This is a genomic window from Leclercia adecarboxylata, assembly GCF_023639785.1.
Taxonomy (GTDB): domain Bacteria; phylum Pseudomonadota; class Gammaproteobacteria; order Enterobacterales; family Enterobacteriaceae; genus Enterobacter; species Enterobacter adecarboxylatus_D.
Genome location: NZ_CP098325.1, coordinates 997,591 through 1,020,890, shown reverse-complemented (window position 1 = coordinate 1,020,890; position 23,300 = coordinate 997,591). Strand labels below are relative to the sequence as shown.

General features: G+C 53.6%; 21 protein-coding genes. 11 read left to right on the top strand and 10 right to left on the bottom strand.

Annotated elements, in window-relative coordinates:
• Positions 1 to 44 precede the first annotated feature (44 nt).
• On the top strand, positions 45 to 1,091 hold the full coding sequence (locus tag NB069_RS04760; protein ID WP_250587993.1) for a PLP-dependent cysteine synthase family protein: 1,047 nt from the start codon (positions 45 to 47) through the stop codon (positions 1,089 to 1,091).
• 40 nt (positions 1,092 to 1,131) lie between these two features.
• Here NB069_RS04760 and cof read toward each other — a convergent pair whose 3' ends face one another.
• Positions 1,132 to 1,950, bottom strand: coding sequence for an HMP-PP phosphatase (cof, locus tag NB069_RS04755; RefSeq protein ID WP_250587991.1), 819 nt, complete (start codon positions 1,948 to 1,950; stop codon positions 1,132 to 1,134).
• A gap of 102 nt (positions 1,951 to 2,052) precedes the next feature.
• Between cof and NB069_RS04750 the strand changes: the two genes are divergently transcribed.
• Together NB069_RS04750 and queC are read left to right on the top strand one after the other, a co-directional pair.
• Positions 2,053 to 3,753 carry an SgrR family transcriptional regulator gene (locus NB069_RS04750; RefSeq protein ID WP_250587990.1) on the top strand — a complete coding sequence of 567 codons (1,701 nt, stop codon included), beginning with the start codon at positions 2,053 to 2,055 and terminating at the stop codon, positions 3,751 to 3,753.
• A gap of 66 nt (positions 3,754 to 3,819) precedes the next feature.
• Complete coding sequence (gene queC, locus NB069_RS04745) at positions 3,820 to 4,515, top strand: 7-cyano-7-deazaguanine synthase QueC (protein WP_250587989.1); 696 nt, start codon at positions 3,820 to 3,822, stop codon at positions 4,513 to 4,515.
• A gap of 54 nt (positions 4,516 to 4,569) precedes the next feature.
• On the opposite strand, the gene NB069_RS04740 is transcribed toward queC, so the two are convergent.
• From NB069_RS04740 to bolA, 9 genes are all read right to left on the bottom strand, one after another.
• Positions 4,570 to 4,968 carry a YbgC/FadM family acyl-CoA thioesterase gene (locus tag NB069_RS04740; RefSeq protein WP_250587988.1) on the bottom strand — a complete coding sequence of 133 codons (399 nt, stop codon included), beginning with the start codon at positions 4,966 to 4,968 and terminating at the stop codon, positions 4,570 to 4,572.
• A 96-nt stretch (positions 4,969 to 5,064) separates the two neighbouring features.
• Positions 5,065 to 5,430, bottom strand: coding sequence for a helix-hairpin-helix domain-containing protein (locus NB069_RS04735; RefSeq protein WP_250587987.1), 366 nt, complete (start codon positions 5,428 to 5,430; stop codon positions 5,065 to 5,067).
• Between the two features lie 148 nt (positions 5,431 to 5,578).
• Complete coding sequence (gene ppiD, locus NB069_RS04730; protein WP_250587986.1) at positions 5,579 to 7,450, bottom strand: peptidylprolyl isomerase; 1,872 nt, start codon at positions 7,448 to 7,450, stop codon at positions 5,579 to 5,581.
• Positions 7,451 to 7,660: 210 nt separating this feature from the next.
• Entirely contained in the window at positions 7,661 to 7,933 is a 273-nt protein-coding gene (gene hupB / locus NB069_RS04725; protein WP_002444653.1) for a nucleoid-associated protein HU-beta, read from the bottom strand.
• 210 nt (positions 7,934 to 8,143) lie between these two features.
• Complete coding sequence (gene lon, locus NB069_RS04720) at positions 8,144 to 10,498, bottom strand: endopeptidase La (protein ID WP_250587985.1); 2,355 nt, start codon at positions 10,496 to 10,498, stop codon at positions 8,144 to 8,146.
• A 184-nt stretch (positions 10,499 to 10,682) separates the two neighbouring features.
• The gene (clpX, locus tag NB069_RS04715) at positions 10,683 to 11,957 is read right to left on the bottom strand and encodes an ATP-dependent protease ATP-binding subunit ClpX (RefSeq protein ID WP_039032380.1); all 1,275 of its coding nucleotides are present in this window, start codon (positions 11,955 to 11,957) and stop codon (positions 10,683 to 10,685) included.
• A 127-nt stretch (positions 11,958 to 12,084) separates the two neighbouring features.
• Positions 12,085 to 12,708 (bottom strand): ATP-dependent Clp endopeptidase proteolytic subunit ClpP, encoded by a 624-nt coding sequence (gene clpP / locus NB069_RS04710; protein WP_032939995.1) that lies wholly within the window; start codon positions 12,706 to 12,708, stop codon positions 12,085 to 12,087.
• A 260-nt stretch (positions 12,709 to 12,968) separates the two neighbouring features.
• Complete coding sequence (gene tig, locus NB069_RS04705) at positions 12,969 to 14,267, bottom strand: trigger factor (RefSeq protein WP_250587984.1); 1,299 nt, start codon at positions 14,265 to 14,267, stop codon at positions 12,969 to 12,971.
• Between the two features lie 331 nt (positions 14,268 to 14,598).
• Positions 14,599 to 14,916: a transcriptional regulator BolA gene (gene bolA, locus NB069_RS04700; protein ID WP_039032378.1), complete on the bottom strand. Its 318-nt coding sequence runs from the start codon at positions 14,914 to 14,916 to the stop codon at positions 14,599 to 14,601.
• A gap of 304 nt (positions 14,917 to 15,220) precedes the next feature.
• Here bolA and NB069_RS04695 point away from each other — a divergent pair, with 304 nt between their 5' ends.
• From NB069_RS04695 to NB069_RS04660, 8 genes are all read left to right on the top strand, one after another.
• Positions 15,221 to 15,799 (top strand): lipoprotein, encoded by a 579-nt coding sequence (locus NB069_RS04695; RefSeq protein WP_250587983.1) that lies wholly within the window; start codon positions 15,221 to 15,223, stop codon positions 15,797 to 15,799.
• Positions 15,800 to 15,841: 42 nt separating this feature from the next.
• Positions 15,842 to 17,317 (top strand): muropeptide MFS transporter AmpG, encoded by a 1,476-nt coding sequence (gene ampG / locus NB069_RS04690; protein ID WP_250587982.1) that lies wholly within the window; start codon positions 15,842 to 15,844, stop codon positions 17,315 to 17,317.
• 473 nt (positions 17,318 to 17,790) lie between these two features.
• Positions 17,791 to 18,738: a cytochrome o ubiquinol oxidase subunit II gene (cyoA, locus tag NB069_RS04685; RefSeq protein WP_250587981.1), complete on the top strand. Its 948-nt coding sequence runs from the start codon at positions 17,791 to 17,793 to the stop codon at positions 18,736 to 18,738.
• 16 nt (positions 18,739 to 18,754) lie between these two features.
• Positions 18,755 to 20,746, top strand: a complete 1,992-nt coding sequence (cyoB, locus tag NB069_RS04680) for a cytochrome o ubiquinol oxidase subunit I (protein ID WP_250587980.1) — start codon at positions 18,755 to 18,757, stop codon at positions 20,744 to 20,746.
• Entirely contained in the window at positions 20,736 to 21,350 is a 615-nt protein-coding gene (locus NB069_RS04675) for a cytochrome o ubiquinol oxidase subunit III (protein WP_138370623.1), read from the top strand. The genes cyoB and NB069_RS04675 overlap by 11 nt, the downstream gene beginning before the upstream one ends.
• Entirely contained in the window at positions 21,350 to 21,676 is a 327-nt protein-coding gene (locus tag NB069_RS04670) for a cytochrome o ubiquinol oxidase subunit IV (RefSeq protein ID WP_032616827.1), read from the top strand. The genes NB069_RS04675 and NB069_RS04670 overlap by 1 nt, the downstream gene beginning before the upstream one ends.
• A gap of 11 nt (positions 21,677 to 21,687) precedes the next feature.
• Positions 21,688 to 22,575 carry a heme o synthase gene (gene cyoE / locus NB069_RS04665; protein WP_250587979.1) on the top strand — a complete coding sequence of 296 codons (888 nt, stop codon included), beginning with the start codon at positions 21,688 to 21,690 and terminating at the stop codon, positions 22,573 to 22,575.
• A gap of 237 nt (positions 22,576 to 22,812) precedes the next feature.
• Positions 22,813 to 23,145 carry a hypothetical protein gene (locus tag NB069_RS04660; RefSeq protein ID WP_250587978.1) on the top strand — a complete coding sequence of 111 codons (333 nt, stop codon included), beginning with the start codon at positions 22,813 to 22,815 and terminating at the stop codon, positions 23,143 to 23,145.
• Positions 23,146 to 23,300: the final 155 nt, after the last annotated feature.

Sequence of the window (23,300 nt, the reverse complement as noted above, 5' to 3'; positions counted from 1 at the left end):
GCTTTTCGCTATGCTGGGCACAAAATGACAAATGGATTACTTCGATGAATAGCACCTGGGTTAAAAACGCCATCAGTGAAATTAACGCCGATTATCAGCGCTCGGCGGATACACACCTTATCCGCCTCGCCCTGCCCGGTTTTTCGGGTATTCAGCTCTATCTGAAAGACGAAAGCACTCACCCGACCGGCAGCCTGAAGCACCGTCTGGCGCGCTCGCTGTTCCTGTACGGGCTGTGTAACGGCTGGATCAATGAAGGTACCACCATTATTGAATCCTCTTCCGGCTCAACCGCCGTCTCTGAGGCCTATTTTGCCCGCCTGCTCGGCCTGCCGTTTATCGCCGTTATGCCCTCCTGCACGGCAAAACGCAAAATTGAACAGATCGAATTTTACGGCGGTCGCTGCCACTTTGTGGAAAGCGCCTGTGAAATTTATGCCGCGTCAGAGATGCTGGCCCGGGAGCTGAACGGCCATTATATGGACCAGTTCACTTTCGCGGAGCGGGCAACCGACTGGCGCGGTAATAACAACATTGCCGACAGTATCTTCCGGCAGATGCAAAATGAACCCCACCCGGTGCCGGCGCATATCGTGATGAGCGCCGGCACCGGCGGCACCTCGGCCACCATTGGCCGCTATATTCGCTGCCAGGGCTACGACACCCGCCTGATGGTGGTGGACCCGCAAAATTCGGTGTTTCTTGATTACTGGCAGCAGCGCGATCCTGCCCTGCGCAGTCCGGTGGGCAGCAAAATTGAAGGCATTGGCCGCCCTCGCGTCGAGCCGTCGTTTATCCCGGACGTAGTGGACGAAATGCTTCGCGTACCTGATGCCGCCAGCGTGGCTACTGCCCACTGGCTGGAAACCCAGCTCGGCCGCAAGGTGGGTGCATCCACCGGGACCAATATGTGGGGGGCGTTGCAGCTTGCCGCGCGGATGCGCGAGGCGGGACAAACCGGCTCTATCGTTACCCTGCTGTGCGACAGCGGCGAGCGCTACCTGGACACCTACTACAACGCCGAATGGGTAAAAGCGAATATTGGCGATGTGGCGCCCTGGCTGGCGGAGATTACCCGGCTGGTGAAATAAAAAAAGCCAGACGTTTGTCTGGCTTGCTGGAAGGGTCTCACTATTCGGGGGAATAAGGAAGATCAGGTGTATCCAGCCAATGGGTTAAGAAATGGGACACGGCCTCGTTGCGGCAGTGTCCAATAACGGGTAAATGCGAGAGCTCGGCGATCAGCTGAGGCATCGCATTGCCCATAATCATGCCGCGCCCTACGCTGCCCAGCATCTCGCGATCGTTCATCGCATCGCCAAACGCCATACACTCCTGCAGACTCAGCCCCAGATGCTCGCTCAGTACCGCCAGCGCGGAACCTTTGTTGCACCCCACCGGCAGCACCTCCAGACAATCAATCGCCGAGAAGGTGAGATGCGCGCGGTTGCCCAGCGCCTCGTTGAGCTGAATGCGCAGGCGGCAGAGATCGTCATGATCGCCGCAGAAGCAGATTTTGGTCACCGCGTGGGCCGGGATACGGCGCAGATCGGTCAGCTGATATTGAAAGCCGCTATAGACGTGCGCTTCCAGCATGGCCGGAATGTCCCTGCCTGTCAGCCAGCCGGTGTCGTTAAACACGTGGATACTGGCCTGGGTATCCCAGGTGCTGTGCAGCACCTGTTCTGCCACATCAGGGGCGAGATCCTGGCGGTAGAGCACATCCCCCTCCACGGAGTGAATACGCGTCCCGTTGCCGGTAATCAAAAAGGCGTCAAGGGAGAGCGCGCCCATTAAATGGCGCATCTCCAGCACATGTCGGCCCGTGGCAAAGGTGAGCGTGACGTCGCGCTCACGCAGCCGCTTAAGCACGCTCAGCGTTTTATCACCTAATCGGTGATCCGGCATTAACAAGGTGCCGTCCATATCAAATGCAGCCAGCCGCGCCATGGGAACTCCGAAAATGTGAAGGGGATTAACTTGTGCATCAGTATTGCCTGTTATATACGGAAGTAATACTGAATAGATGGAAATTATTGTTCCGGGTTTACTATGCGTCAGCTTAATCGACTTAATCAGTTCCAGCGTCTGTGGCAGCCCTCTGCCGGTGCGCCACAGCAGGTGAGCGTGGCCGAACTGGCCAGCCGCTGCTTTTGCAGTGAACGGCATGTGCGTACGCTGCTGCGGCAGGCCCAGGAGGCAGGCTGGTTGAGCTGGCATGCGCAATCCGGACGCGGAAAGCGCGGCGAGCTGCGCTTTCACGTGACGCCGGAGTCGCTACGTAACGCGATGATGGAAGAGGCGCTGAAAAGCGGTCAGCAGCACAACGCGCTGGCGCTGGCCCAGCTGGCCCCTCAGGCGCTGCGGGCGCTGCTTCATCCTTTTCTGGGTGGACAGTGGCAAGACGACACCCCGACGCTGCGCATTCCTTATTACCGTTCACTCGATCCGCTCCGGCCAGGCTTTTTACCGGGCCGCGCTGAGCAGCATCTGGTGGGGCAAATCTTTTCCGGCCTGACGCGGTTCAACGACACCCGCAGCGCGCCTGCGGGCGATCTGGCCCATCACTGGGAGATCGCTCCCGACGGGTTACGCTGGCACTTCTACCTCCGCTCTACCCTGCACTGGCATAACGGGGATAACGTCGAGGCCACTCAGCTTCAGCGTCAGTTAACGACGCTGCTCACCCTGCCTGCCCTGCGCAAACTGTTCAATAGCGTGAAGCAGATAGAGGTAACGCATCCCCAGTGCCTGACCTTTGTGTTACATCACCCCGACTACTGGCTGGCGCACCGCCTGGCAAGCTATTGCAGCCACCTTGCCCACCCTGAACAGCCCCTGATCGGGAGCGGGCCGTTTCGCCTGGCGATCTTCGACCCGGATCTTGTCCGCCTTGAGAGCCACGAGCAGTATCATCTTGGTCATCCCCTGCTGAAAGCGATTGAATTCTGGATCACGCCCCAGCTTTTTGACCAGGATTTAGGCACCAGCTGTCGTCATCCGGTGCAGATCGCCATTGGCGAGCCGGAGGAGCTTGCCAGCCTGCGGCTGGTCAGTAACAGCATCAGCCTCGGTTTTTGCTATCTCACCCTGAAGCAGAGCGACCGGCTAAGCGAAGCGCAGGCTCGCAGGGTGATTAATATCATTCATCACACCTCGCTTATGCACACCCTGCCGCTGGATGAGAATCTTATTACCCCGACCCAGGAGTTGCTGCCTGGCTGGTCGATCCCACAGTGGGCACAGGAACAGGACACCGCTCTGCCGAAGACGCTTACCCTGCTTTACCACCTGCCGGTGGAGTTGCATACCATGGCGGAACAGCTGAAGCGCTATCTGGCCCGGGAAGGCTGTCATCTCAGGGTGAATTTTCATGATGCGAAAACCTGGGATGGCTGCACCGCGTTGGCAGACGCCGATATCATGATGGGGGACAGGTTGATAGGCGAGGCGCCGGAGTACACCCTTGAGCAGTGGTTGCGCTGCGACACGCTGTGGTCCTGGCTACTCAGCGCCCCGCAGTTTGCCCACCTGATGGCCACCCTGGATGCCGTTCAGACGCAGCCCGACGCCTCTGCCCGCCATCTGGCGCTAAAAGAGGTTTACTCCCGCCTGATGGAACATGCCGTAGTGACCCCGCTGTTTAACTATCAGTACCAGATCAGCGCCCCGCCGGGTGTAAACGGTATCCGGCTGAATCCGCGTGGCTGGTTTGATTTTACCGAGGCCTGGCTACCAGCCCCGAAAACGTGAAGAAGCTGGTCGCCACCACGGGCAGACGTTACCATATGTCTTTAATCTTCAACGTTGGGAAGTCTTATGAAACGTGCTGTTGTCGTGTTCAGTGGAGGCCAGGATTCCACCACCTGTCTGGTGCAGGCTCTGCAGCAATATGATGAAGTCCATTGCGTCACTTTTGACTATGGCCAGCGCCATAGCGAAGAGATCGAGGTGGCGCAGAAACTGGCCGTTAAACTCGGTGCGCGGGCGCATAAAGTTCTGGATGTTACCCTGCTCAACGAACTGGCAGTGAGCAGCCTTACCCGCGACAGCATTCCGGTACCCGATTATGAGCCGGATGCAGAGGGGATCCCTAATACCTTCGTTCCGGGCCGCAATATCCTGTTTCTGACCCTGACGGCAATCTACGCGTACCAGGTGAAAGCCGAGGCGGTGATCACCGGCGTGTGTGAAACCGACTTCTCGGGCTATCCGGACTGTCGCGATGAGTTTGTGAAAGCCCTCAACCACGCCGTGAACCTCGGCATGGCCAAAGATATCCGCTTTGAGACGCCGCTGATGTGGCTGGATAAAGCCGAAACCTGGGCCCTGGCCGATTACTGGGGCAAGCTGGATCTGGTGCGTAGCGAAACGCTGACCTGCTACAACGGCATCAAAGGGGATGGCTGCGGACAGTGCGCGGCGTGTAATCTGCGCGCGAACGGTCTGAATCACTATCTGGCGGAAAAAGCCGGGGTGATGGCGGCCATGAAGAAGAAAACCGGCCTAAAGTAATAGCGCCCGTCTGCCGGGCGAAAGCGATGCTTCGCCCGGCATCATACGGCGGGGTTATTTGATTAATAGCTCCAGCTTCTCACGTAATTCCCCCTCCAGCGGCAGCGCTTTCTGTGTCTTCAGATCGATGCAGACAAAGGTGATTAACGCATCGGCCACCACCTGCCCTTCCGGTTCCAGGGTGATCACTTGGCTCAACACCCCACTTTTACCGTTAAGTTGCTGCAACTGGCTGGTCACGGTCAGTAAATCGCTGAGCACCGCGGGGCGGCGATAGTTGATATTGATGTTCACCACGATAAAAGCGATGCGGTGTGCGGTCATCCACTGGAAACTGTCGCTGTTTTCCAGTCCGTCCCAGCGCGCCTCTTCAAGGAATTCCAGATAGCGGGCGTTATTCACGTGCTGGTAAACATCAAGGTGGTAACCGCGTACTTTGATTTGGGTCTGCATAGCGCAATAGCCTTCAGGGTAGTTAATTATAAGATTCAGAGGTCATAACTGGTATGACCTCTTTATCCTGGCAAATTTTTGCCACTGTGCAAGTTATTACAGCGTCAGGTGGGCAAGATTACGCTCCACCAGCGCCCCACCCATACCCGGTACCTGCCGGAGATCGTCCAGCGTTTTAAACGGGCCGTACTCTTCGCGGTAGCTGACAATCGCCTGCGCCTTCTTCAACCCCACGCCATTCATCACCTTTGCCAGCTCATCCGCCGAGGCAGTATTGATGCTGATCCGCGTCTTCTCCTCTTCCGCCGCTTTTGATTGCTGGGAAGAGGTGGCTATGGATGGCGCATCGGCTTTATGTGCTACCTGCGTTTTGGCCGCAGGTGCCGCCGCCAGCGCGCTGTGGCTCACTCCGCCCGTGACGATGGCAAGCGTGACGAAGAGGGCTTTGATTCCATGTTTCATGCTGTTTTCTCCTTGTTTGTTGACAGCCCTCTCACCTTAGACGGCCCCCTTTGCAGGAACAAACAGCAGATTGCAGAAATGGAAAAGGCCGCGAAAGCGGCCTTCTGGTATTGCATTACGTTGCTTAATCTTGCGAGCAGCGCCGTAATTACTGCTGAGTTATGATATCGCCCAGCTTGATTTTGGCTTCTTTACGCAGGTTGCTCATCAGCGCTTCGAAAGCAATTTGCGCATTGTTCTGGGTGATACCCTGAACCATCGCTTTCTTCTGTGCTTCCGGCATGGTGCCCGCTTTTACTTCATCCAGCGCCAGAATGACCACGTTGCCCTGCATGTCGTTAGCGATACCGAAGCTCGGCTTGTCTTTCGCCGGCTGGCTCAGGCTGAATGCCGCCTGGCTAATCGGATCCTGACCGGTACGGCTCAGGGTTTTCGCTTCGCCAAAGCTCAGGCCAGCCGCTTTGAGCGCCTCATCGCCTTTACCGGCTTTCAGGTCAGCCAGCAGCTTTTCAGCATCCAGCTTCGCCTGCTGCACGGCTTTGTTGTGTTTCACCAGCGCCGTAATCTGATCCTTCACTTCGTCCAGCGGCTTGATGGCTTCTGGCTTGTGCTCGCTCACGCGCAGTACGAAAGCGCGATCGCCGTCAACGGAGATGATGTCGGAGTTGCTGCCCGGGGTGCCGTTTTCGCCTACCAGACCGCCATTAAAGATGGCATCCGCTACCGGCTTGAAGTTCAGCTCTTCCGGCAGGTTGTCATGACCGAACCAACCGGTGGTCACCGCTTTCGCGCCTGCAGCCTGCTCAGCGCCCGCCAGGGATTCGTTGTCATTGCTGGCCGCGTCGCTCACCTTCTGCTGTAACGCATAGAAGGCATCCAGGGCTTTCTCCTGCTTCACTTTTGCCGCGATCTCATTATGGACATCAGCCAGCGGTTTGGTTGTTGCAGGGGTAACATCATCCAGACGCACAACCAGGAAGCCGACGGAAGATTTGATGACGCCAGAGAGTTGGCCTTTCTCTTTCAGGCCGGCATTTTTCAGCTCGTCCGGCGTGGTCGCGTCTTCCAGCCAGCCCATATCACCGCCATTTTTCGCAGAGATGATATCGGTCGATTTCTCTTTTGCGACGGTAGCGAAATCGGTGCCTTTGTTCAGCTCATCCAGCGCCGCTTTAGCGTCGGCTTCGGTTTTGGTCTGAATCACGCTGTAACGATTACGCTGTGGCTGAGTGAACTGATCCTGATGCTGATCGTAGTAAGACTGGATCTCCGCATCGGAGGCGTTTTCCTGCATCGCAGCCGCATCCAGCTTGATGTAGCTTACGCGGAACTGCTCCGGCGCGGTGAAGTTGTTTTTGTTCTGCTCGTAGTAGCTTTTCACCTCGTCGTCGCTCGCCTGCTGTTTAGCAGCCAGAGCATTGACGTCGAAAGTGGCTTCGCGCACGACGCGCTGCTGAGAAACCAGCGTCGCCAGCTCATCCGCTTCGCCTTTGAGCATGAAGTCGGTACCTACAACAGCGTTAATAAGCTGCTGAGTGGTGAGCTGGTTGCGCAGCGCCTGAGCGTATTGATCCGGCGACATCCCCATCTGATTAACGATAGCGGTATAACGGGTGTTATCGAATTTGCCGTCATTCTGGAAAGCAGGTGTCGCGAAAATCGCTTTCTTAACCTGGTCATCGCTGATGCTCAGACCGAGATCGCGAGCGTACTGATCCAGCAGTGCTTCGTCGATAAGACGGTTCAGCGTCTGCTGACGCAGGTTCTTCATGTACCCTTCATTCGCCGCCAGTTCAGAGAACTGGTCGCCCAGCTGTTGCTGCATGCGGTTACGTTCACCGGCAAATGCATTCTCAAACTGCCCACGGCTGATTTCCTGGTCGTTCACTTTTGCGGCGTAGTTTGCACTACCGCCAATCAGGTATCCGCTCACGCCGGTCAAAATGAACGACACGATAATGATACCGAAAATAATCTTGAGCACGAGACTGTTAGCAGCCGTGCGTAAGCTGTCCATCATGGTGTAACCACACTCCGCTGTAGGTGACTGGTGACCTGACGCTGGCGGAATCCTGACCGCAGCGCGTAAAGACGTATTGTGACAAGAAACCGGGGCTATTGTCAGCCCACAACTCGCATAAACTCACATAAATCAGGACTGGACAAACAAAAAAGGCACATCAAATGATGCGCCCTTGTACTTTTCAACTTCCCTGAAGTAAGAAAGCGATCAGTTTACCGCGTCTTTCAGCGCTTTGCCGGCACGGAAGCCCGGAACTTTAGCAGCAGCGATGGTGATCTCTTTACCGGTCTGAGGGTTGCGGCCAGTACGGGCAGCACGCTCTTTAACAGCAAAAGTACCAAAACCTACCAGCGCTACGTCGTCCCCAGCCTGCAGAGATTCGGTAACAGAAGCAATCAAAGCATCTAACGCACGTCCAGCCGCAGCTTTGGAGATATCAGCACCCGCAGCAATTTTGTCAATCAGTTGAGATTTATTCACTCTTCTCTTCCTCTCTTTATAATTTATATCGCGTCTGAATCCTTCACAACGCGACCGCGCAGCAGTTATATCAGGCCTGCCATGACCTTACAACACCCGTTGTTGATGGCTGGCCTAATCAGCAATCTAAATTAGCTATACAAAAAAAGGCTGGCAAGCCCGAAATAGCTCACCAGCCTTGTTTTTATTGACGCTCTTTGCGCGAGGTCACTATTTTGCGGTCACAACCTGCATTCCTGAAGGCTCATTCTGCAGCGCAAGTGTCAGAACTTCCTCAATACGTTTCACCGGATGGATCTCCAGATCGGCGATAACGTTGTCCGGAATCTCCTCCAGATCGCGCTTGTTCTCATGCGGGATGAGGACAGTTTTGATGCCACCGCGATGGGCTGCCAGCAGTTTTTCTTTCAAACCGCCAATCGGCAATACCTGACCTCGCAGGGTAATTTCGCCGGTCATCGCCACATCGGCACGAACCGGGTTACCGGTCAGGCAAGACACCAGCGCGGTACACATGGCGATACCCGCACTTGGGCCATCTTTCGGCGTTGCCCCTTCCGGGACGTGAACGTGAATGTCGCGTTTTTCGTAGAAGTCCGGATTAATACCCAGTTTTTCCGCACGCGCGCGCACCACGGTCAGCGCAGCCTGAATAGATTCCTGCATCACTTCACCCAGCGAGCCGGTATAGGTCAGCTTGCCTTTACCCGGTACGCAGGCGGTTTCAATGGTCAGCAGATCGCCGCCCACTTCCGTCCACGCCAGACCGGTCACCTGGCCTACGCGGTTTTCGCTGTCCGCACGACCGTAGTCATAGCGCTGAACACCGAGATATTCGTGCAGATTATCGCCATTGATCTCAATATGCTTCAACGACTTGTCGAGCAGCAGCTGTTTCACCGCTTTACGACACAGCTTGGAGATTTCACGCTCCAGGCTACGCACGCCCGCTTCACGGGTGTAGTAACGAATGATGCCGATAATCGCGCTGTCATCGACGGTCAGTTCGCTCTCTTTCAGGGCGTTACGTTCAATCTGCTTCGACAGCAGGTGACGACGGGCAATGTTCAGTTTTTCGTCTTCGGTGTAGCCAGAAAGACGGATCACTTCCATACGATCCAGCAGCGGTGCCGGGATGTTCATGGAGTTAGAGGTCGCCACGAACATCACGTCGCTCAGGTCGTAGTCCACTTCCAGGTAGTGATCGCTGAACGCCACGTTCTGCTCTGGATCCAGCACTTCAAGCAGGGCTGAAGCCGGATCGCCACGCATATCGGACGACATTTTGTCAATCTCATCCAGCAGGAACAGCGGGTTTTTAACGCCCACTTTTGCCATTTTCTGGATCAGTTTGCCCGGCATAGAACCAATGTAGGTACGACGGTGACCACGGATTTCCGCTTCGTCACGCACGCCGCCCAGCGCCATACGGATGTATTTACGTCCGGTGGCTTTGGCAATGGACTGGCCCAGAGAAGTTTTACCCACCCCCGGCGGCCCTACCAGGCACAGAATTGGCCCTTTGAGCTTGTTAACACGGCTCTGAACCGCGAGATACTCAAGGATGCGGTCTTTAACACGTTCCAGACCGTAGTGGTCGGTATCCAGGATCTCCTGGGCCTGACGCAGGTCTTTTTTGACCTTGCTACGGGCATTCCACGGAACCTGAACCATCCACTCGATATAGCCGCGCACGACGGTGGCTTCAGCCGACATCGGAGACATCATTTTCAGCTTCTGCAGCTCGGCTTCCGCTTTCTCTTTGGCCTCTTTCGGCATTTTTGCCGCGTCGATCTTACGTTTCAGCGCTTCGTTTTCGTCCGGCGCGTCGTCCATCTCGCCGAGCTCTTTCTGAATGGCCTTCATCTGCTCGTTCAGATAGTACTCGCGCTGAGATTTTTCCATCTGCTTTTTAACGCGGTTGCGAATGCGTTTCTCAACCTGCAGCAGATCGATTTCAGACTCCATCATCGCCATCAGATATTCCAGACGTTCGTTAACGTCGGACATCTCCAGCACGGACTGTTTGTCAGCCAGCTTCAGCGGCATGTGCGCCGCGATGGTGTCTGCCAGACGCGCAGGGTCGTCGATGCTGTTCAGCGACGTCAGCACTTCTGGTGGGATTTTTTTGTTCAGCTTGATGTAGCCTTCAAACTGACTGATCGCGGTGCGAACCAGCACCTCCTGCTCACGCTCATCAAGCTGAGGCGAGTCGAGATATTCCGCTTTTGCTGCAAAATGTTCGCCATCATCCGACAGCGTGGTAATACGCGCACGCTGCAGCCCCTCGACCAGCACCTTCACGGTGCCGTCAGGCAGCTTCAGCATTTGTAAAATAGAGGCCACGGTCCCGACGGTGAAAAGATCGTTTACACCCGGCTCATCCGTTGATGCTTCTTTCTGCGCAACCAGCATGATTTTTTTATCATGATCCATGGCGGCTTCAAGGCAACGGATAGATTTTTCCCGCCCTACAAATAAGGGTATGACCATGTGCGGATAAACCACCACATCGCGCAACGGCAATACGGGGATTTCAATGCGTTCAGAACGCTCAGGATTCATAGAGCTCTCTCTTAGTTTAGTGTCCGCCAGGTAAGCTGGTCATGAGACTGTGCTTCACATAACCATTAACATGTAATCCAGTATATGGGGATGTTTCCCACACATTCAACGCCATGTTTACGGAAAAATAAAAGGGGGGATTAAATCCCCCCTTTTTGATTAACTGCTTGTATGGTCTGGTGAATTATTCGCCAGATGCCTGCTGCGCTTCCGGCGTGCCGTAAATCAGCAGCGGCTTGGTTTGGCCGGCGATGACGGACTCGTCGATAACCACTTTTTCGACCTCTTCCATTGAAGGAAGGTCGTACATGGTATCGAGCAGGGCTGCTTCAACAATTGAACGCAGGCCACGCGCACCGGTTTTACGTGCCATTGCTTTCTTGGCAATCGCATCCAGCGCTTCATCACGGAACTCCAGCTCAACGCCTTCAAGATTGAACAACGCCTGGTACTGTTTGGTCAGGGCGTTTTTCGGCTCTTTCAGGATCTGAATCAGGGCATCTTCGCTCAGCTCAGTCAGCGTGGCGACAACCGGCAGACGGCCGATGAACTCAGGGATCAGACCAAATTTGATCAGATCTTCTGGCTCAACCTGCATCAGCAGTTCACCTTCTTTCGCTTTTTCAGACTTGGCTTTCACCGTCGCGCCAAAGCCAATACCCGAGCCGGTTTCAACACGGTTAGCGATGACTTTATCCAGACCGGCAAACGCGCCGCCACAGATAAACAGAATTTTGGAGGTATCAACCTGCAGGAACTCCTGCTGAGGATGTTTACGCCCACCCTGTGGTGGAACAGCAGCAACCGTCCCTTCGATCAGTTTCAGCAATGCCTGCTGCACACCTTCACCGGAAACGTCACGGGTGATCGACGGGTTATCGGATTTACGCGAGATTTTATCGATCTCATCGATATACACGATACCGCGCTGTGCTTTCTGCACGTCGTAATCACACTTCTGCAGCAGTTTCTGGATGATGTTTTCCACATCTTCACCCACGTAACCGGCTTCAGTCAGGGTGGTGGCATCCGCCATGGTGAACGGAACATCCAGCAGACGTGCCAGCGTTTCTGCCAGCAGGGTTTTACCGGAACCGGTTGGGCCGATTAGCAAAATGTTACTTTTGCCCAGCTCAACGCCGTTGCTGTTATCCCCGTTACGCAGACGTTTGTAGTGGTTGTACACCGCCACTGCCAGCACCTTTTTCGCCTGTTCCTGACCGATGACGTAGTCGTCAAGGTGATGACGAATCTCATGCGGGGTCGGTAACGCGCTGCGCTCGCGGTGTGGCGCGACTTCTTTAATCTCTTCGCGGATGATGTCGTTACATAAGTCGACACATTCGTCGCAGATATACACGGATGGCCCGGCAATCAGTTTGCGCACTTCATGCTGGCTTTTGCCGCAAAAAGAGCAGTAAAGCAGTTTGCCCGATCCATCTTTGCGTTTATCTGTCATGAGTCAAAACCTCTTTTTAAGTTCTTTGTGCCGCACATGACGACGCAAATGCCATTCTCAGACGCAAGCTGCTCGTAAGCAAAATGCCGCCCTACCATAGTATAGCGGCACACCCGCGTCGTGGGCATCAATTACGATGGGTCAAAATGGAGTCGACTAAGCCGTACTCAACTGCCTCAGATGCGGACAGGAAGCGATCGCGCTCGGTATCGCGCTCGATCTGCTCAAGTGATTGACCCGTGTGGTGAGCCATAAGTTCATTCATGCGCCCTTTTACTTTCAAAATTTCACGGGCATGAATTTCAATATCTGTTGCCTGGCCCTGGTACCCGCCCAGCGGCTGGTGAATCATTACGCGCGAGTTTGGCAGGCAGAAACGCTTGCCTTTCGCCCCTGCCGTCAGCAGGAATGCGCCCATCGATGCTGCCTGGCCCATACAAATGGTGCTCACATCAGGCTTGATGAACTGCATGGTGTCGTAAATGGACATTCCGGCGGTGATCACGCCACCCGGAGAGTTGATGTACAGGTAAATGTCTTTTTCCGGGTTTTCCGCTTCCAGAAACAGCATCTGCGCGACGATCAGATTCGCCATGTGGTCTTCCACCTGGCCGGTCATGAAGATAACGCGTTCTTTAAGCAGACGGGAGTAGATATCAAAAGAACGTTCACCGCGAGAGGTCTGTTCAATAACCATTGGCACCAGCGCCATATGGGGTGCAAAGTTATCTCGTTCGCCACTGTATGACATTTCCGTCTCCTGGATAAAAAATGAAAATACCTGCTGTACTGATTGTAACCTTGCGGACGGATTATCAGCCAGTCTCTTTAATACTGCTTCCCCACTAATGGGGGCGGCTCAGCCCTATTTCAAGCATAACAATCTTTTGTTGTAACGCTAACACTGAAAAAGCGTTTTATCACGCTTCGTGATTTATAACTGTGATAAAAAAAACCCGTCACCAGACGGCAACGGGTTTTTTGCTCAAACTTTAAACGAAGCGGGCAGAATTATGCCTGCTGGTTCATCAGTTCGTTGAAGGAAGTGGCTTTTTCGGACACTTTCGCTTTGGCCAGAACGGCTTCAACAGCCTGCTCTTCCAGTGCGACGTTGCGCATGTTTTCCATCAGCTCTTTGTTGCTGCCGTAGAAAGCAACAACTTCTGACGGATCTTCATAGGCAGAAGCCATCTCTTCGATCAGACCTTTAACGCGCTCTTCGTCAGCTTTCAGCTCGTGGGTACGAATCACTTCGCCCAGCAGCAGGCCAACAACAACGCGGCGTTTAGCCTGCTCTTCGAACAGCTCACGTGGCAGTTCCAGAGCCTGTTTCTCGTTGCCACCGAAACGCTGTGCAGCCTGACGGCGCAGAACGTCGATTTCGCTGTCGATCAGGGCAGATGGGATCTCGATGTCGTTAGCTTTAACCAGACCTTCGATCGCCTGAGACTTAACGCGGTTACGCACGGCGCCTTTCAGCTCGCGTTCCATGTTTTTACGCACTTCTGCACGCAGGCCTTCAACAGAACCATCTTCCACGCCGAAACGTTTGATGAAATCTGCAGTCAGTTCTGGCAGTTCACGGTCTTCAACTTTCTTCAGGGTAATCGCGAATTTAGCCGCTTTACCTTTCAGGTTTTCAGCGTGGTACTCTTCCGGGAAGGTCACGTCGATGGTGAACTCTTCGCCAGCGCTGTGGCCTTTGATACCCTCTTCGAAGCCTGGGATCATACGACCCTGGCCCATTGCCAGCACGAAGTCAGACGCTTTGCCGCCTTCGAACTCTTCGCCGTCTACAGAGCCGGAGAAGTCGATGGTGACACGGTCTTCTGCATCAGCAGCGCCGTCTTTGTCTTTCCAGGTTGCCTGCTGCTTACGCAGGGTGTCCAGCATGCCGTCAACGTCAGCTTCAGTCACTTCGACGATTGGTTTTTCAACTTCAATCGCGTCCAGGCCTTTCAGCTCAACTTCTGGATAAACTTCGAACTCTACCGCGTAGGTGAAGTCTTCGCCCAGTTTGTATTCGCCCGGAACATAGGTCGGGGAACCGGCTGGGTTGATTTTTTCTTTGATGATCGCGTCAACGAAGTTACGGCTCATCAGGTCACCCAGCACGTCCTGGCGAACAGAAGCGCCATAACGCTGAGCAACAACATTCATCGGTACTTTGCCCTTGCGGAAGCCGTCAATACGGACTTTCTTCGCTACGTTGACCAGCTCGCTTTTTACAGCGTTTTCGATGCTGTCAGCAGCGATTGTAATCGTTACACGGCGGCCAAGGCCTTGAGTGGTTTCAACTGAAACTTGCATCTTGTTACCTCAAAAAAATCACAGTGCTCGGTCAACTCTGAATTTGCCTCGCAATACCGGGATGCTCTCTTGTAGCAGATTCACATTCCCTGTCGCCAGAATCATCCCGAAGACATTCATTAAGACGCGGCATTATAGCGGCATCACTTTAGTGAGTCGAGAACGGTTGGCGCATGTAGCTGCGGCTTTTTTCACAATTTCAGGCTATTTTCGGCCTTAAAATCGCGCCACCGGCTCAAAACCCGGACAAAACAAAACGGCCCGCAGGCCGTTTTGACGTGTTCTTTATGCAACATACTGGAAAAACTCCCGCAGTTGCAAACAGGATTTATTATGCGATCGTTCCGGCTCCCCGGCACGGTGGCGACGCGAAAATTGTATCCTGTAACCCCTTCCACTCTTTGATCGTATAAGTGTGTAACGCCAGTGCGTGGACCGTGGTCGAGAGCTCTTCCGTCAGGGTTCCGTAAATCATACGGTGACGATTGAGAAAACGCTCGCCAGCAAAACGGTCGCTGACCAGCACCACCTTAAAGTGGCTCTCAGAGCCTGCCGGTACGTTATGACGATAGCTTTCGTCGACGACTTCAAGGAACACAGGTTCAAACGCCGCCCTTAACTTATCTTCAATCTGTTCACGTATCATCATGAAATTACTCCTCCGACAACGCTGAGATGTCACCCATCCCTTTAAATGTTAGCCGCTTTTACCGCTTGCATAACAACAAGACAACAAAAATTTAGCTTTCGTCTAATTTTCTCATTCAACCGTATGAAGTCATATAAGGGTAGAGCCGATTTGTCGTCCGAATAACGGAAAAGCGTTTCAGATGGTCAGTTTTCAGACAAGGCGATGAATTTACATGCGTTGACCACTTCCCCTCGCCGTTGGCGATGTTATGATGGCGGCAATTTTTTTCTATATATGCTTACGATTCGTTGAGAGCCTGAACATGTTAAAAAAACTCTTTTTCCCTATGGTAGCCCTGTTTATGCTGGCTGGCTGCGCAACGCCACCAACCACCATTGATGTGTCGCCGAAAATCACTCTGCCGCAGCAGGATCCAAGCCTGATGGGCGTGACCGTGAGCATCAACGGGGCGGATCAGCGTCGCGATCAGGCGCTGGCGAAAGTCACCCGTGACAACCAGGTGGTCACCCTGACCGCTTCCCGCGATCTGCGTTTCCTGCTCCAGGAAGTGCTTGAGAAGCAGATGACCTCTCGCGGCTATATGGTTGGCCCAAGCGGCGCGGTCGATCTGCAGATCATCGTTAACAACCTGTATGCTGACGTCTCTCAGGGCAACGTGCGCTATAACATCGCTACCAAAGCCGATATCGCCATCATCGCTACCGCGAAGAACGGCAATAAGATGAACAAAAACTACCGTGCAAGTTACTCTGTTGAAGGTGCGTTCCAGGCTTCCAACCAGAACATTGCTAACGCGGTTAACAGCGTGCTGACCGACACCATCGCCGACATGGCGCAGGACACCAGCATCCACGAGTTCATCAAGCAGAACGCACGTTAATTCTGCCGCTGACCCGGCTTCCGGTCGGGTCAGTTTTAGCCCATGCCCAGTCAATATCTACGCATTTTCCAGCAGCCTAAATCAGCTATCTTGCTGATCCTCGGCTTCGCCTCTGGTTTACCCCTTGCCCTGACCTCCGGCACGCTACAGGCGTGGATGACCGTCGAAAATATCGATCTTAAAACCATCGGCTTTTTCTCCCTGGTCGGTCAGGCGTATGTGTTCAAGTTTTTGTGGTCACCCATGATGGACCGCTACACGCCGCCTTTCCTCGGCAGGCGTCGTGGCTGGCTGCTGATGACCCAGGCGATGCTGCTGCTGGCGGTTGCCGCCATGGGCTTCCTTGAACCGGCGACACAACTGCGCTGGATGGCCGCCCTGGCGGTAGTTATCGCCTTCTGCTCTGCATCGCAGGATATCGTTTTTGATGCCTGGAAAACGGACGTGCTCTCAGCTGAAGAACGTGGCGCTGGTGCCGCGATCAGCGTGCTGGGCTACCGCCTGGGCATGCTGGTCTCGGGCGGGCTGGCGTTATGGCTGGCAGACAGATACCTCGGCTGGCAGGGAATGTACTGGCTGATGGCCGCCCTGCTTATCCCGTGCATGATTGCCACGTTCCTCGCGCCGGAACCGAGCAATGTGATCCCCGTTCCGCGCTCCCTTGAACAGGCTGTCGCTGAACCGCTGCGCGACTTTTTTGGTCGCAACAATGCCTGGCTCATTCTGTTGCTGATTGTGTTGTATAAACTTGGCGATGCGTTTGCGATGAGCCTGACAACTACCTTCCTGATCCGCGGCGTGGGCTTCGATGCCGGCGAGGTGGGGGTGGTAAACAAAACCCTGGGGCTGGTTGCCACAATTATCGGCGCGCTGTACGGCGGCGTGCTGATGCAGCGCTTAAGCCTGTTCCGCGCCCTGTTGATTTTCGGCATTCTTCAGGGGGTATCCAACGCGGGTTACTGGCTGCTCTCCGTCACCGATAAGCATATGCTCAGCATGGCGGCGGCGGTGTTCTTCGAGAACCTCTGTGGTGGGATGGGGACAGCCGCATTTGTCGCGCTCCTGATGACCCTGTGCAATAAATCTTTCTCCGCTACACAGTTCGCCCTACTCTCTGCACTCTCCGCCGTGGGTCGGGTCTACGTCGGCCCTATTGCGGGCTGGTTTGTGGAAGCGCATGGCTGGGCAGAGTTCTATCTGTTTTCCGTGTTTGCGGCGATTCCTGGGTTGCTTTTGTTATTAATTTGCCGTTGTTCGCTGGAATATACCCAGCAAACCGAACACTTTATGGAAAGGAGGCTCTACCCATCGGCCTATCGCTTCGCCTTACGCGTATTGCTGATGGGATGCCTGATGCTGGCGCTGTGGCTTGTTGTACTGATTATCAATGCCACCACCGCTCTCGACCTGCCTTTTGCCCTGTGGCTGCTTGATGTTGGTGCGCTGCTGGCGCTGGTCGGGATTGTGACCGGGGCACTGCTGGATTATCTGGCAATGCGTAAAAACCCGGTGGCTTAAAATAAAAAACGTTATTTGCCGTTGCAATCACCCTGCGAAATTATAACGGCAAATAAATCTGTCCGGTTAAAAATAATATTTGTTGTTTTGTGCGTCTTAGAATTCCGGAAATTATTGGAAGCGGTAATAAACACTAATTTCCTTTAACCGATTCAGCAAACGAAAGATTAATTTTCCGTTTTTTATTTGTCTTTTTATTGATAATTAATTGTTAATTATTTGTATCTTTTTCACAATGGTTATACCAATTACCCTTTTTACCCCCCAGACAGGGCTGGATTCGTTATAAGCCGCATGCGGCGGGACTCCCATCTGGAAATGGTCATGTTTTGCAACATGTGTGACTTATCCGGCAGAACCCGGTAACACGTTCCTGACACAGGCCTAATCATGTTTACAGTAATGTAACCTTCCCGTAAAATGCCCCCACACTTTAAACGCCACCAAGGTCCCCGTGGAATTGAGGTCGTTAAATGACACTTAGGAAATACAATAAAGGTTTGGGCTGGTTGTCGTTAATTGCAGGCACTGTTTTACTCAGTGGCTGTGATTCTGCGCTTCTGGACCCCAAAGGACAGATTGGACTGGAACAGCGTTCCCTGATTCTGACGGCTTTCGGCCTGATGATGATCGTCGTTATTCCTGCCATTTTGATGGCTGTTGGTTTTGCGTGGAAGTATCGTGCGAGCAATAAAGATGCGAAGTATAGCCCTAACTGGTCACACTCCAATAAAGTGGAAGCTGTGGTCTGGACGGTGCCTATCCTGATCATCCTGTTCCTGGCCGTACTGACATGGAAAACCACTCACGCGCTCGAGCCGAGCAAACCGCTGGTTCACGATGAGAAACCTATTACCATCGAAGTGGTCTCCATGGACTGGAAATGGTTCTTCATCTATCCGGAACAGGGCATTGCTACCGTGAACGAAATCGCCTTCCCGGCGAACACTCCGGTAGAGTTCAAAGTCACCTCTAACTCCGTGATGAACTCCTTCTTTATCCCGCGTCTGGGTAGCCAGATCTACGCGATGGCCGGTATGCAGACTAACCTGCACCTGATCGCGAATGAAGCAGGCACCTATGACGGTATCTCCGCCAGCTACAGTGGCCCGGGCTTCTCTGGTATGAAGTTCAAAGCCATTGCCACGCCTGACCGTGCCGCTTTCGACCAGTGGGTCGCTAAAGCGAAACAGTCTCCGAACACCATGTCTGACATGGCTGCGTTCGAAAAAGTGGCGACGCCTAGCGAATACAACAAAGTGGAGTACTTCTCTAACGTGAAACCGAATTTGTTCAAGGACGTTATTGGCAAATTTATGGGACATGGCAAGAGCATGGACGTGACCCAGCCTGAAGGCGAGCACAACGCGCACGAAGGTATGGAAGGCATGGACATGAGCCACGCGGAAACCGCTCACTAAGGGGCCGAGGAAGAAAATGTTCGGAAAATTGACACTGGATTCAGTGCCGTACCATGAACCCATTATCATGGTTACGATTGCTGCAATTATCATTGGTGGCGCGGCCTTAGTTGGCCTGATCACTTACTTCGGTAAGTGGAGCTACCTGTGGAATGAGTGGCTGACTTCGGTCGACCACAAAAAACTCGGTATCATGTACTGCATCGTCGGTATCGTCATGTTAATTCGTGGCTTTGCGGATGCGATCATGATGCGTAGCCAGCAGGCGCTTGCCTCCGCTGGTGAAGCAGGCTTCCTGCCGCCGCACCACTACGACCAGATCTTTACCGCGCACGGCGTGATCATGATCTTCTTCGTGGCGATGCCGCTGGTTATCGGTCTGATGAACGTTGTTGTGCCGCTGCAGATCGGCGCGCGTGACGTTGCGTTCCCGTTCCTGAACAACCTGAGCTTCTGGTTCACGGTTGTGGGTGTGATTCTGGTTAACCTCTCTCTGGGCGTCGGTGAGTTCGCGCAGACGGGTTGGCTGGCTTATCCGCCGCTGTCAGGGATTGAATACAGTCCTGGCGTAGGTGTTGATTACTGGATTTGGGCGCTGCAGCTCTCCGGTGTCGGTACTACCCTGACCGGTATCAACTTCTTCGTGACCATCCTGAAGATGCGTGCACCAGGTATGACGATGTTCAAGATGCCAGTATTTACCTGGGCATCTCTGTGCGCCAACGTCCTGATTATCGCGTCGTTCCCAATTCTGACCGTCACCATCGCGCTGCTGACCCTGGATCGTTACCTGGGTACCCATTTCTTCACGAATGATATGGGTGGCAACATGATGATGTACATCAACCTGATTTGGGCCTGGGGCCACCCGGAAGTGTACATCCTGGTTCTGCCGGTCTTCGGTGTGTTCTCCGAAATCGCAGCAACCTTCTCGCGTAAACGTCTGTTTGGTTACACCTCGCTGGTGTGGGCAACCGTGTGTATTACCGTTCTGTCGTTCATCGTTTGGCTGCACCACTTCTTCACCATGGGTGCGGGCGCGAACGTAAACGCCTTCTTCGGTATCACCACTATGATTATCGCAATCCCGACCGGGGTTAAGATCTTCAACTGGCTGTTCACCATGTACCAGGGCCGTATCCAGTTCCACTCAGCAATGCTGTGGACCATCGGCTTCATCGTGACCTTCTCCGTAGGCGGGATGACCGGCGTACTGCTGGCTGTTCCAGGTGCTGACTTTGTTCTGCACAACAGTCTGTTCCTGATTGCGCACTTCCATAACGTTATCATCGGCGGCGTCGTCTTCGGCTGCTTCGCTGGCGTAACCTACTGGTGGCCAAAAGCGTTCGGCTTCACGCTGAACGAAACCTGGGGTAAACGCGCGTTCTGGTTCTGGATCATCGGCTTCTTCGTGGCATTTATGCCGCTGTACGTGCTGGGCTTCATGGGCATGACCCGTCGCCTGAGCCAGCAGATCGATCCGCAGTTCCACCCAATGCTGATGATTGCAGCGGGCGGCGCAGTCCTGATTGCCTGTGGTATTGCGTCTCAGCTGATTCAGTTCTACGTCTCTATTCGCGACCGCGAGCAGAACCGTGACCTGACCGGTGACCCGTGGGGTGGCCGTACGCTGGAGTGGGCAACCTCTTCTCCACCGCCGTTCTATAACTTTGCCGTTGTGCCGCACATTCATGAGCGTGATGCATTCTGGGAAATGAAAGAGAAAGGCGAAGCGTACAAGCAGCCTGCGCATTACGAAGAAATTCACATGCCGAAAAACAGCGGTGCGGGCATTGTTATCGCCGCCTTCGCAACGGTATTTGGTTTCGCGATGATCTGGCACATCTGGTGGCTTGCGATTGTCGGCTTCGCTGGCATCGTGATTAGCTGGATTGTGAAGAGCTTTGATGAGGACGTGGACTACTACGTACCAGTCCGTGAAGTTGAAATTCTGGAAAAACAGCATTTCGACGAGATTGCTAAAGCGGGGCTGAAAAATGGCAACTGATACTTTAACCCACGCGACTGCCCATGCGCATGATCACGGGCACCACGATACAGGGCCGATGAAAGTCTTCGGCTTCTGGATCTACCTGATGAGCGACTGCATTCTGTTCTGCTGTCTGTTCGCGACCTATGCCGTTCTGGTGAACGGCACAGCGGGCGGCCCGACCGGCAAGGACATTTTCGAGCTGCCGTTCGTTCTGGTTGAAACCGCACTGCTGCTGTTCAGCTCCATCACCTATGGCATGGCGGCTATCGCCATGTACAAAAACAACAAGAGCCAGGTCGTTTCCTGGCTGGCGTTGACCTGGTTGTTCGGTGCTGGATTTATCGGGATGGAAATCTATGAATTCCATCACCTGATCGCGGAAGGCTTCGGCCCGGATCGCAGTGGCTTCCTGTCTGCGTTCTTCGCGCTGGTAGGGACTCACGGTCTGCACGTGACTTCCGGTCTGATCTGGATGGCGGTACTGATGTTCCAGGTATCCCGTCGCGGCCTGACCAGCACTAACCGCACCCGTATCATGTGCCTGAGCCTGTTCTGGCACTTCCTGGATGTGGTCTGGATCTGTGTGTTCTCTGTTGTGTATCTGATGGGGGCGATGTAATGAGTCATTCTAACGATCATGGCGCTTCCCACGGCAGCGTAAAAACCTACATGACAGGGTTTATCCTGTCGATCATCCTGACGGTCATTCCGTTCTGGATGGTGATGAGCGGTACTGCTTCTCACGCGGCAATCCTGGGCACTGTCCTGGTTACCGCGGTAGTGCAGATTCTGGTGCATCTGGTTTGCTTCCTGCACATGAACACCAAGTCTGATGAAGGCTGGAATATGACAGCATTCATCTTTACCGTGATTATCATCGCAATCCTGGTAGTCGGATCCATCTGGATTATGTGGAACCTCAACTACAACATGATGGTTCACTAAGAGCGGCGAGTATGTTTAAGCAATACCTGCAAGTAACAAAACCAGGCATCATCTTTGGCAACCTGATCTCGGTGATCGGAGGGTTCCTGCTGGCTTCCAAAGGCAGCATCGATTATCCCCTCTTTATCTACACGCTGATTGGGGTGTCACTGGTTGTTGCGTCCGGTTGTGTGTTTAACAACTACATCGACATGGATATCGACAGGAAGATGGAAAGGACCAAAAATCGGGTGCTGGTAAAAGGCCTGATGTCCCCTGCCGTCTCGCTGGTGTACGCCACCTTGCTGGGTATTGCTGGCTTTATGCTGCTGTGGTTCGGCGCCAACCCTCTGGCCTGCTGGCTGGGGGTGATGGGTTTCGTGGTGTATGTGGGCGTCTATAGCCTGTATATGAAACGTCACTCCGTCTACGGCACGCTGATTGGTTCTCTCTCCGGCGCTGCGCCGCCGGTGATTGGCTACTGCGCGGTCACCAACGAGTTCGACAGCGGTGCGCTCATCCTGCTGGCTATCTTTAGCCTGTGGCAGATGCCGCACTCCTACGCCATTGCGATTTTCCGCTTCAAGGATTATCAGGCAGCGAACATTCCGGTTCTGCCGGTGGTGAAAGGCATCTCAGTGGCCAAGAACCATATCACGCTCTACATCATTGCGTTTGCGGTTGCTACCCTGATGCTGTCGCTGGGCGGTTACGCAGGATATAAATATCTGGTGGTTGCTGCGGCGGTTAGCGTCTGGTGGCTCGGTATGGCGCTGCGGGGATATAAAGTGGAAGATGACAAGGTCTGGGCACGCAAGCTGTTTGTGTTCTCAATTGTCGCTATCACTTCCCTTTCGGTGATGATGTCCGTCGATTTTATGGTGCCTGACTCCAGTAATCTGCTGACTTACGTCTGGTAACGTCTCAGATTAAGTGATTCCAACAGCCCGCCACCTTATGGTCGCGGGCTGTTTTTTTATATCATATCGAAAATTTATTATTACTACTCCACAGTTCACCATCAGATATTAATTAAGTTAAAAAAAGCGCATATAAACAAGTTTGCTCAACTTTGCCTGTCTCGTTGATATTCGGGAGTGCTACTCTTCCGGCGTGAGTATTTTGCTCACACTTTTTCATTTAATAAGGAAATAAAAGTGAAAGAATTATCACTGAATGAAATGCACGATATCTCCGGTGGTTTTAACCTGATGGGCGCTGCAACCGGCTTTACCCGTTTTGTCTGTAACTCCGGGGCTGGCTTTGGCTCCTTTGTCCTGACCTCTGGTAACGCCTTCGCTGAGTTCGTTGTGGACAGCGCCATCGCGTTTGGCTCGTTCGTGGTCGGTGCCACCAACTGGGAAACCTTCGTGACTACCGGTGCAAATAACTGGAACGGGTTTGTTCAGACTGCGGGAAATAGCTGGTCAACCTTCGTGGATAATGCGGCTGGCGACTGGAATAATTTCCTGGTAAAAGCCAGCGCGTAAAAAAGGTTTTGTCTCAGGAACAGGTTATTCAACCTGTTCCTGATTTAAGTAAGAGATAACCTTTAATAAGCACCATTATCCCTCCCCCCTTTCCCCCCTCGCTGTTTTCTGCTTAATAGCACAGATCATTCATGTAATTTATATTTGTTCACCAT

Bases quoted from the DNA above. Each gene is read 5' to 3' on its own strand.
- NB069_RS04670 (WP_032616827.1), top strand. From the start codon at position 21,350: ATGAGTCATTCTAACGATCATGGCGCTTCCCACGGCAGCGTAAAAACC.
- lon (WP_250587985.1), bottom strand. From the start codon at position 10,498: ATGAATCCTGAGCGTTCTGAACGCATTGAAATCCCCGTATTGCCGTTG.
- queC (WP_250587989.1), top strand. From the start codon at position 3,820: ATGAAACGTGCTGTTGTCGTGTTCAGTGGAGGCCAGGATTCCACCACC.
- tig (WP_250587984.1), bottom strand. From the start codon at position 14,267: ATGCAAGTTTCAGTTGAAACCACTCAAGGCCTTGGCCGCCGTGTAACG.
- NB069_RS04735 (WP_250587987.1), bottom strand. From the start codon at position 5,430: ATGAAACATGGAATCAAAGCCCTCTTCGTCACGCTTGCCATCGTCACG.
- ppiD (WP_250587986.1), bottom strand. From the start codon at position 7,450: ATGATGGACAGCTTACGCACGGCTGCTAACAGTCTCGTGCTCAAGATT.
- cyoE (WP_250587979.1), top strand. From the start codon at position 21,688: ATGTTTAAGCAATACCTGCAAGTAACAAAACCAGGCATCATCTTTGGC.
- bolA (WP_039032378.1), bottom strand. From the start codon at position 14,916: ATGATGATACGTGAACAGATTGAAGATAAGTTAAGGGCGGCGTTTGAA.
- NB069_RS04740 (WP_250587988.1), bottom strand. From the start codon at position 4,968: ATGCAGACCCAAATCAAAGTACGCGGTTACCACCTTGATGTTTACCAG.
- ampG (WP_250587982.1), top strand. From the start codon at position 15,842: ATGCCCAGTCAATATCTACGCATTTTCCAGCAGCCTAAATCAGCTATC.
- NB069_RS04675 (WP_138370623.1), top strand. From the start codon at position 20,736: ATGGCAACTGATACTTTAACCCACGCGACTGCCCATGCGCATGATCAC.
- cyoA (WP_250587981.1), top strand. From the start codon at position 17,791: ATGACACTTAGGAAATACAATAAAGGTTTGGGCTGGTTGTCGTTAATT.
- clpX (WP_039032380.1), bottom strand. From the start codon at position 11,957: ATGACAGATAAACGCAAAGATGGATCGGGCAAACTGCTTTACTGCTCT.
- NB069_RS04695 (WP_250587983.1), top strand. From the start codon at position 15,221: ATGTTAAAAAAACTCTTTTTCCCTATGGTAGCCCTGTTTATGCTGGCT.
- NB069_RS04760 (WP_250587993.1), top strand. From the start codon at position 45: ATGAATAGCACCTGGGTTAAAAACGCCATCAGTGAAATTAACGCCGAT.
- NB069_RS04750 (WP_250587990.1), top strand. From the start codon at position 2,053: ATGCGTCAGCTTAATCGACTTAATCAGTTCCAGCGTCTGTGGCAGCCC.
- cyoB (WP_250587980.1), top strand. From the start codon at position 18,755: ATGTTCGGAAAATTGACACTGGATTCAGTGCCGTACCATGAACCCATT.
- clpP (WP_032939995.1), bottom strand. From the start codon at position 12,708: ATGTCATACAGTGGCGAACGAGATAACTTTGCACCCCATATGGCGCTG.
- cof (WP_250587991.1), bottom strand. From the start codon at position 1,950: ATGGCGCGGCTGGCTGCATTTGATATGGACGGCACCTTGTTAATGCCG.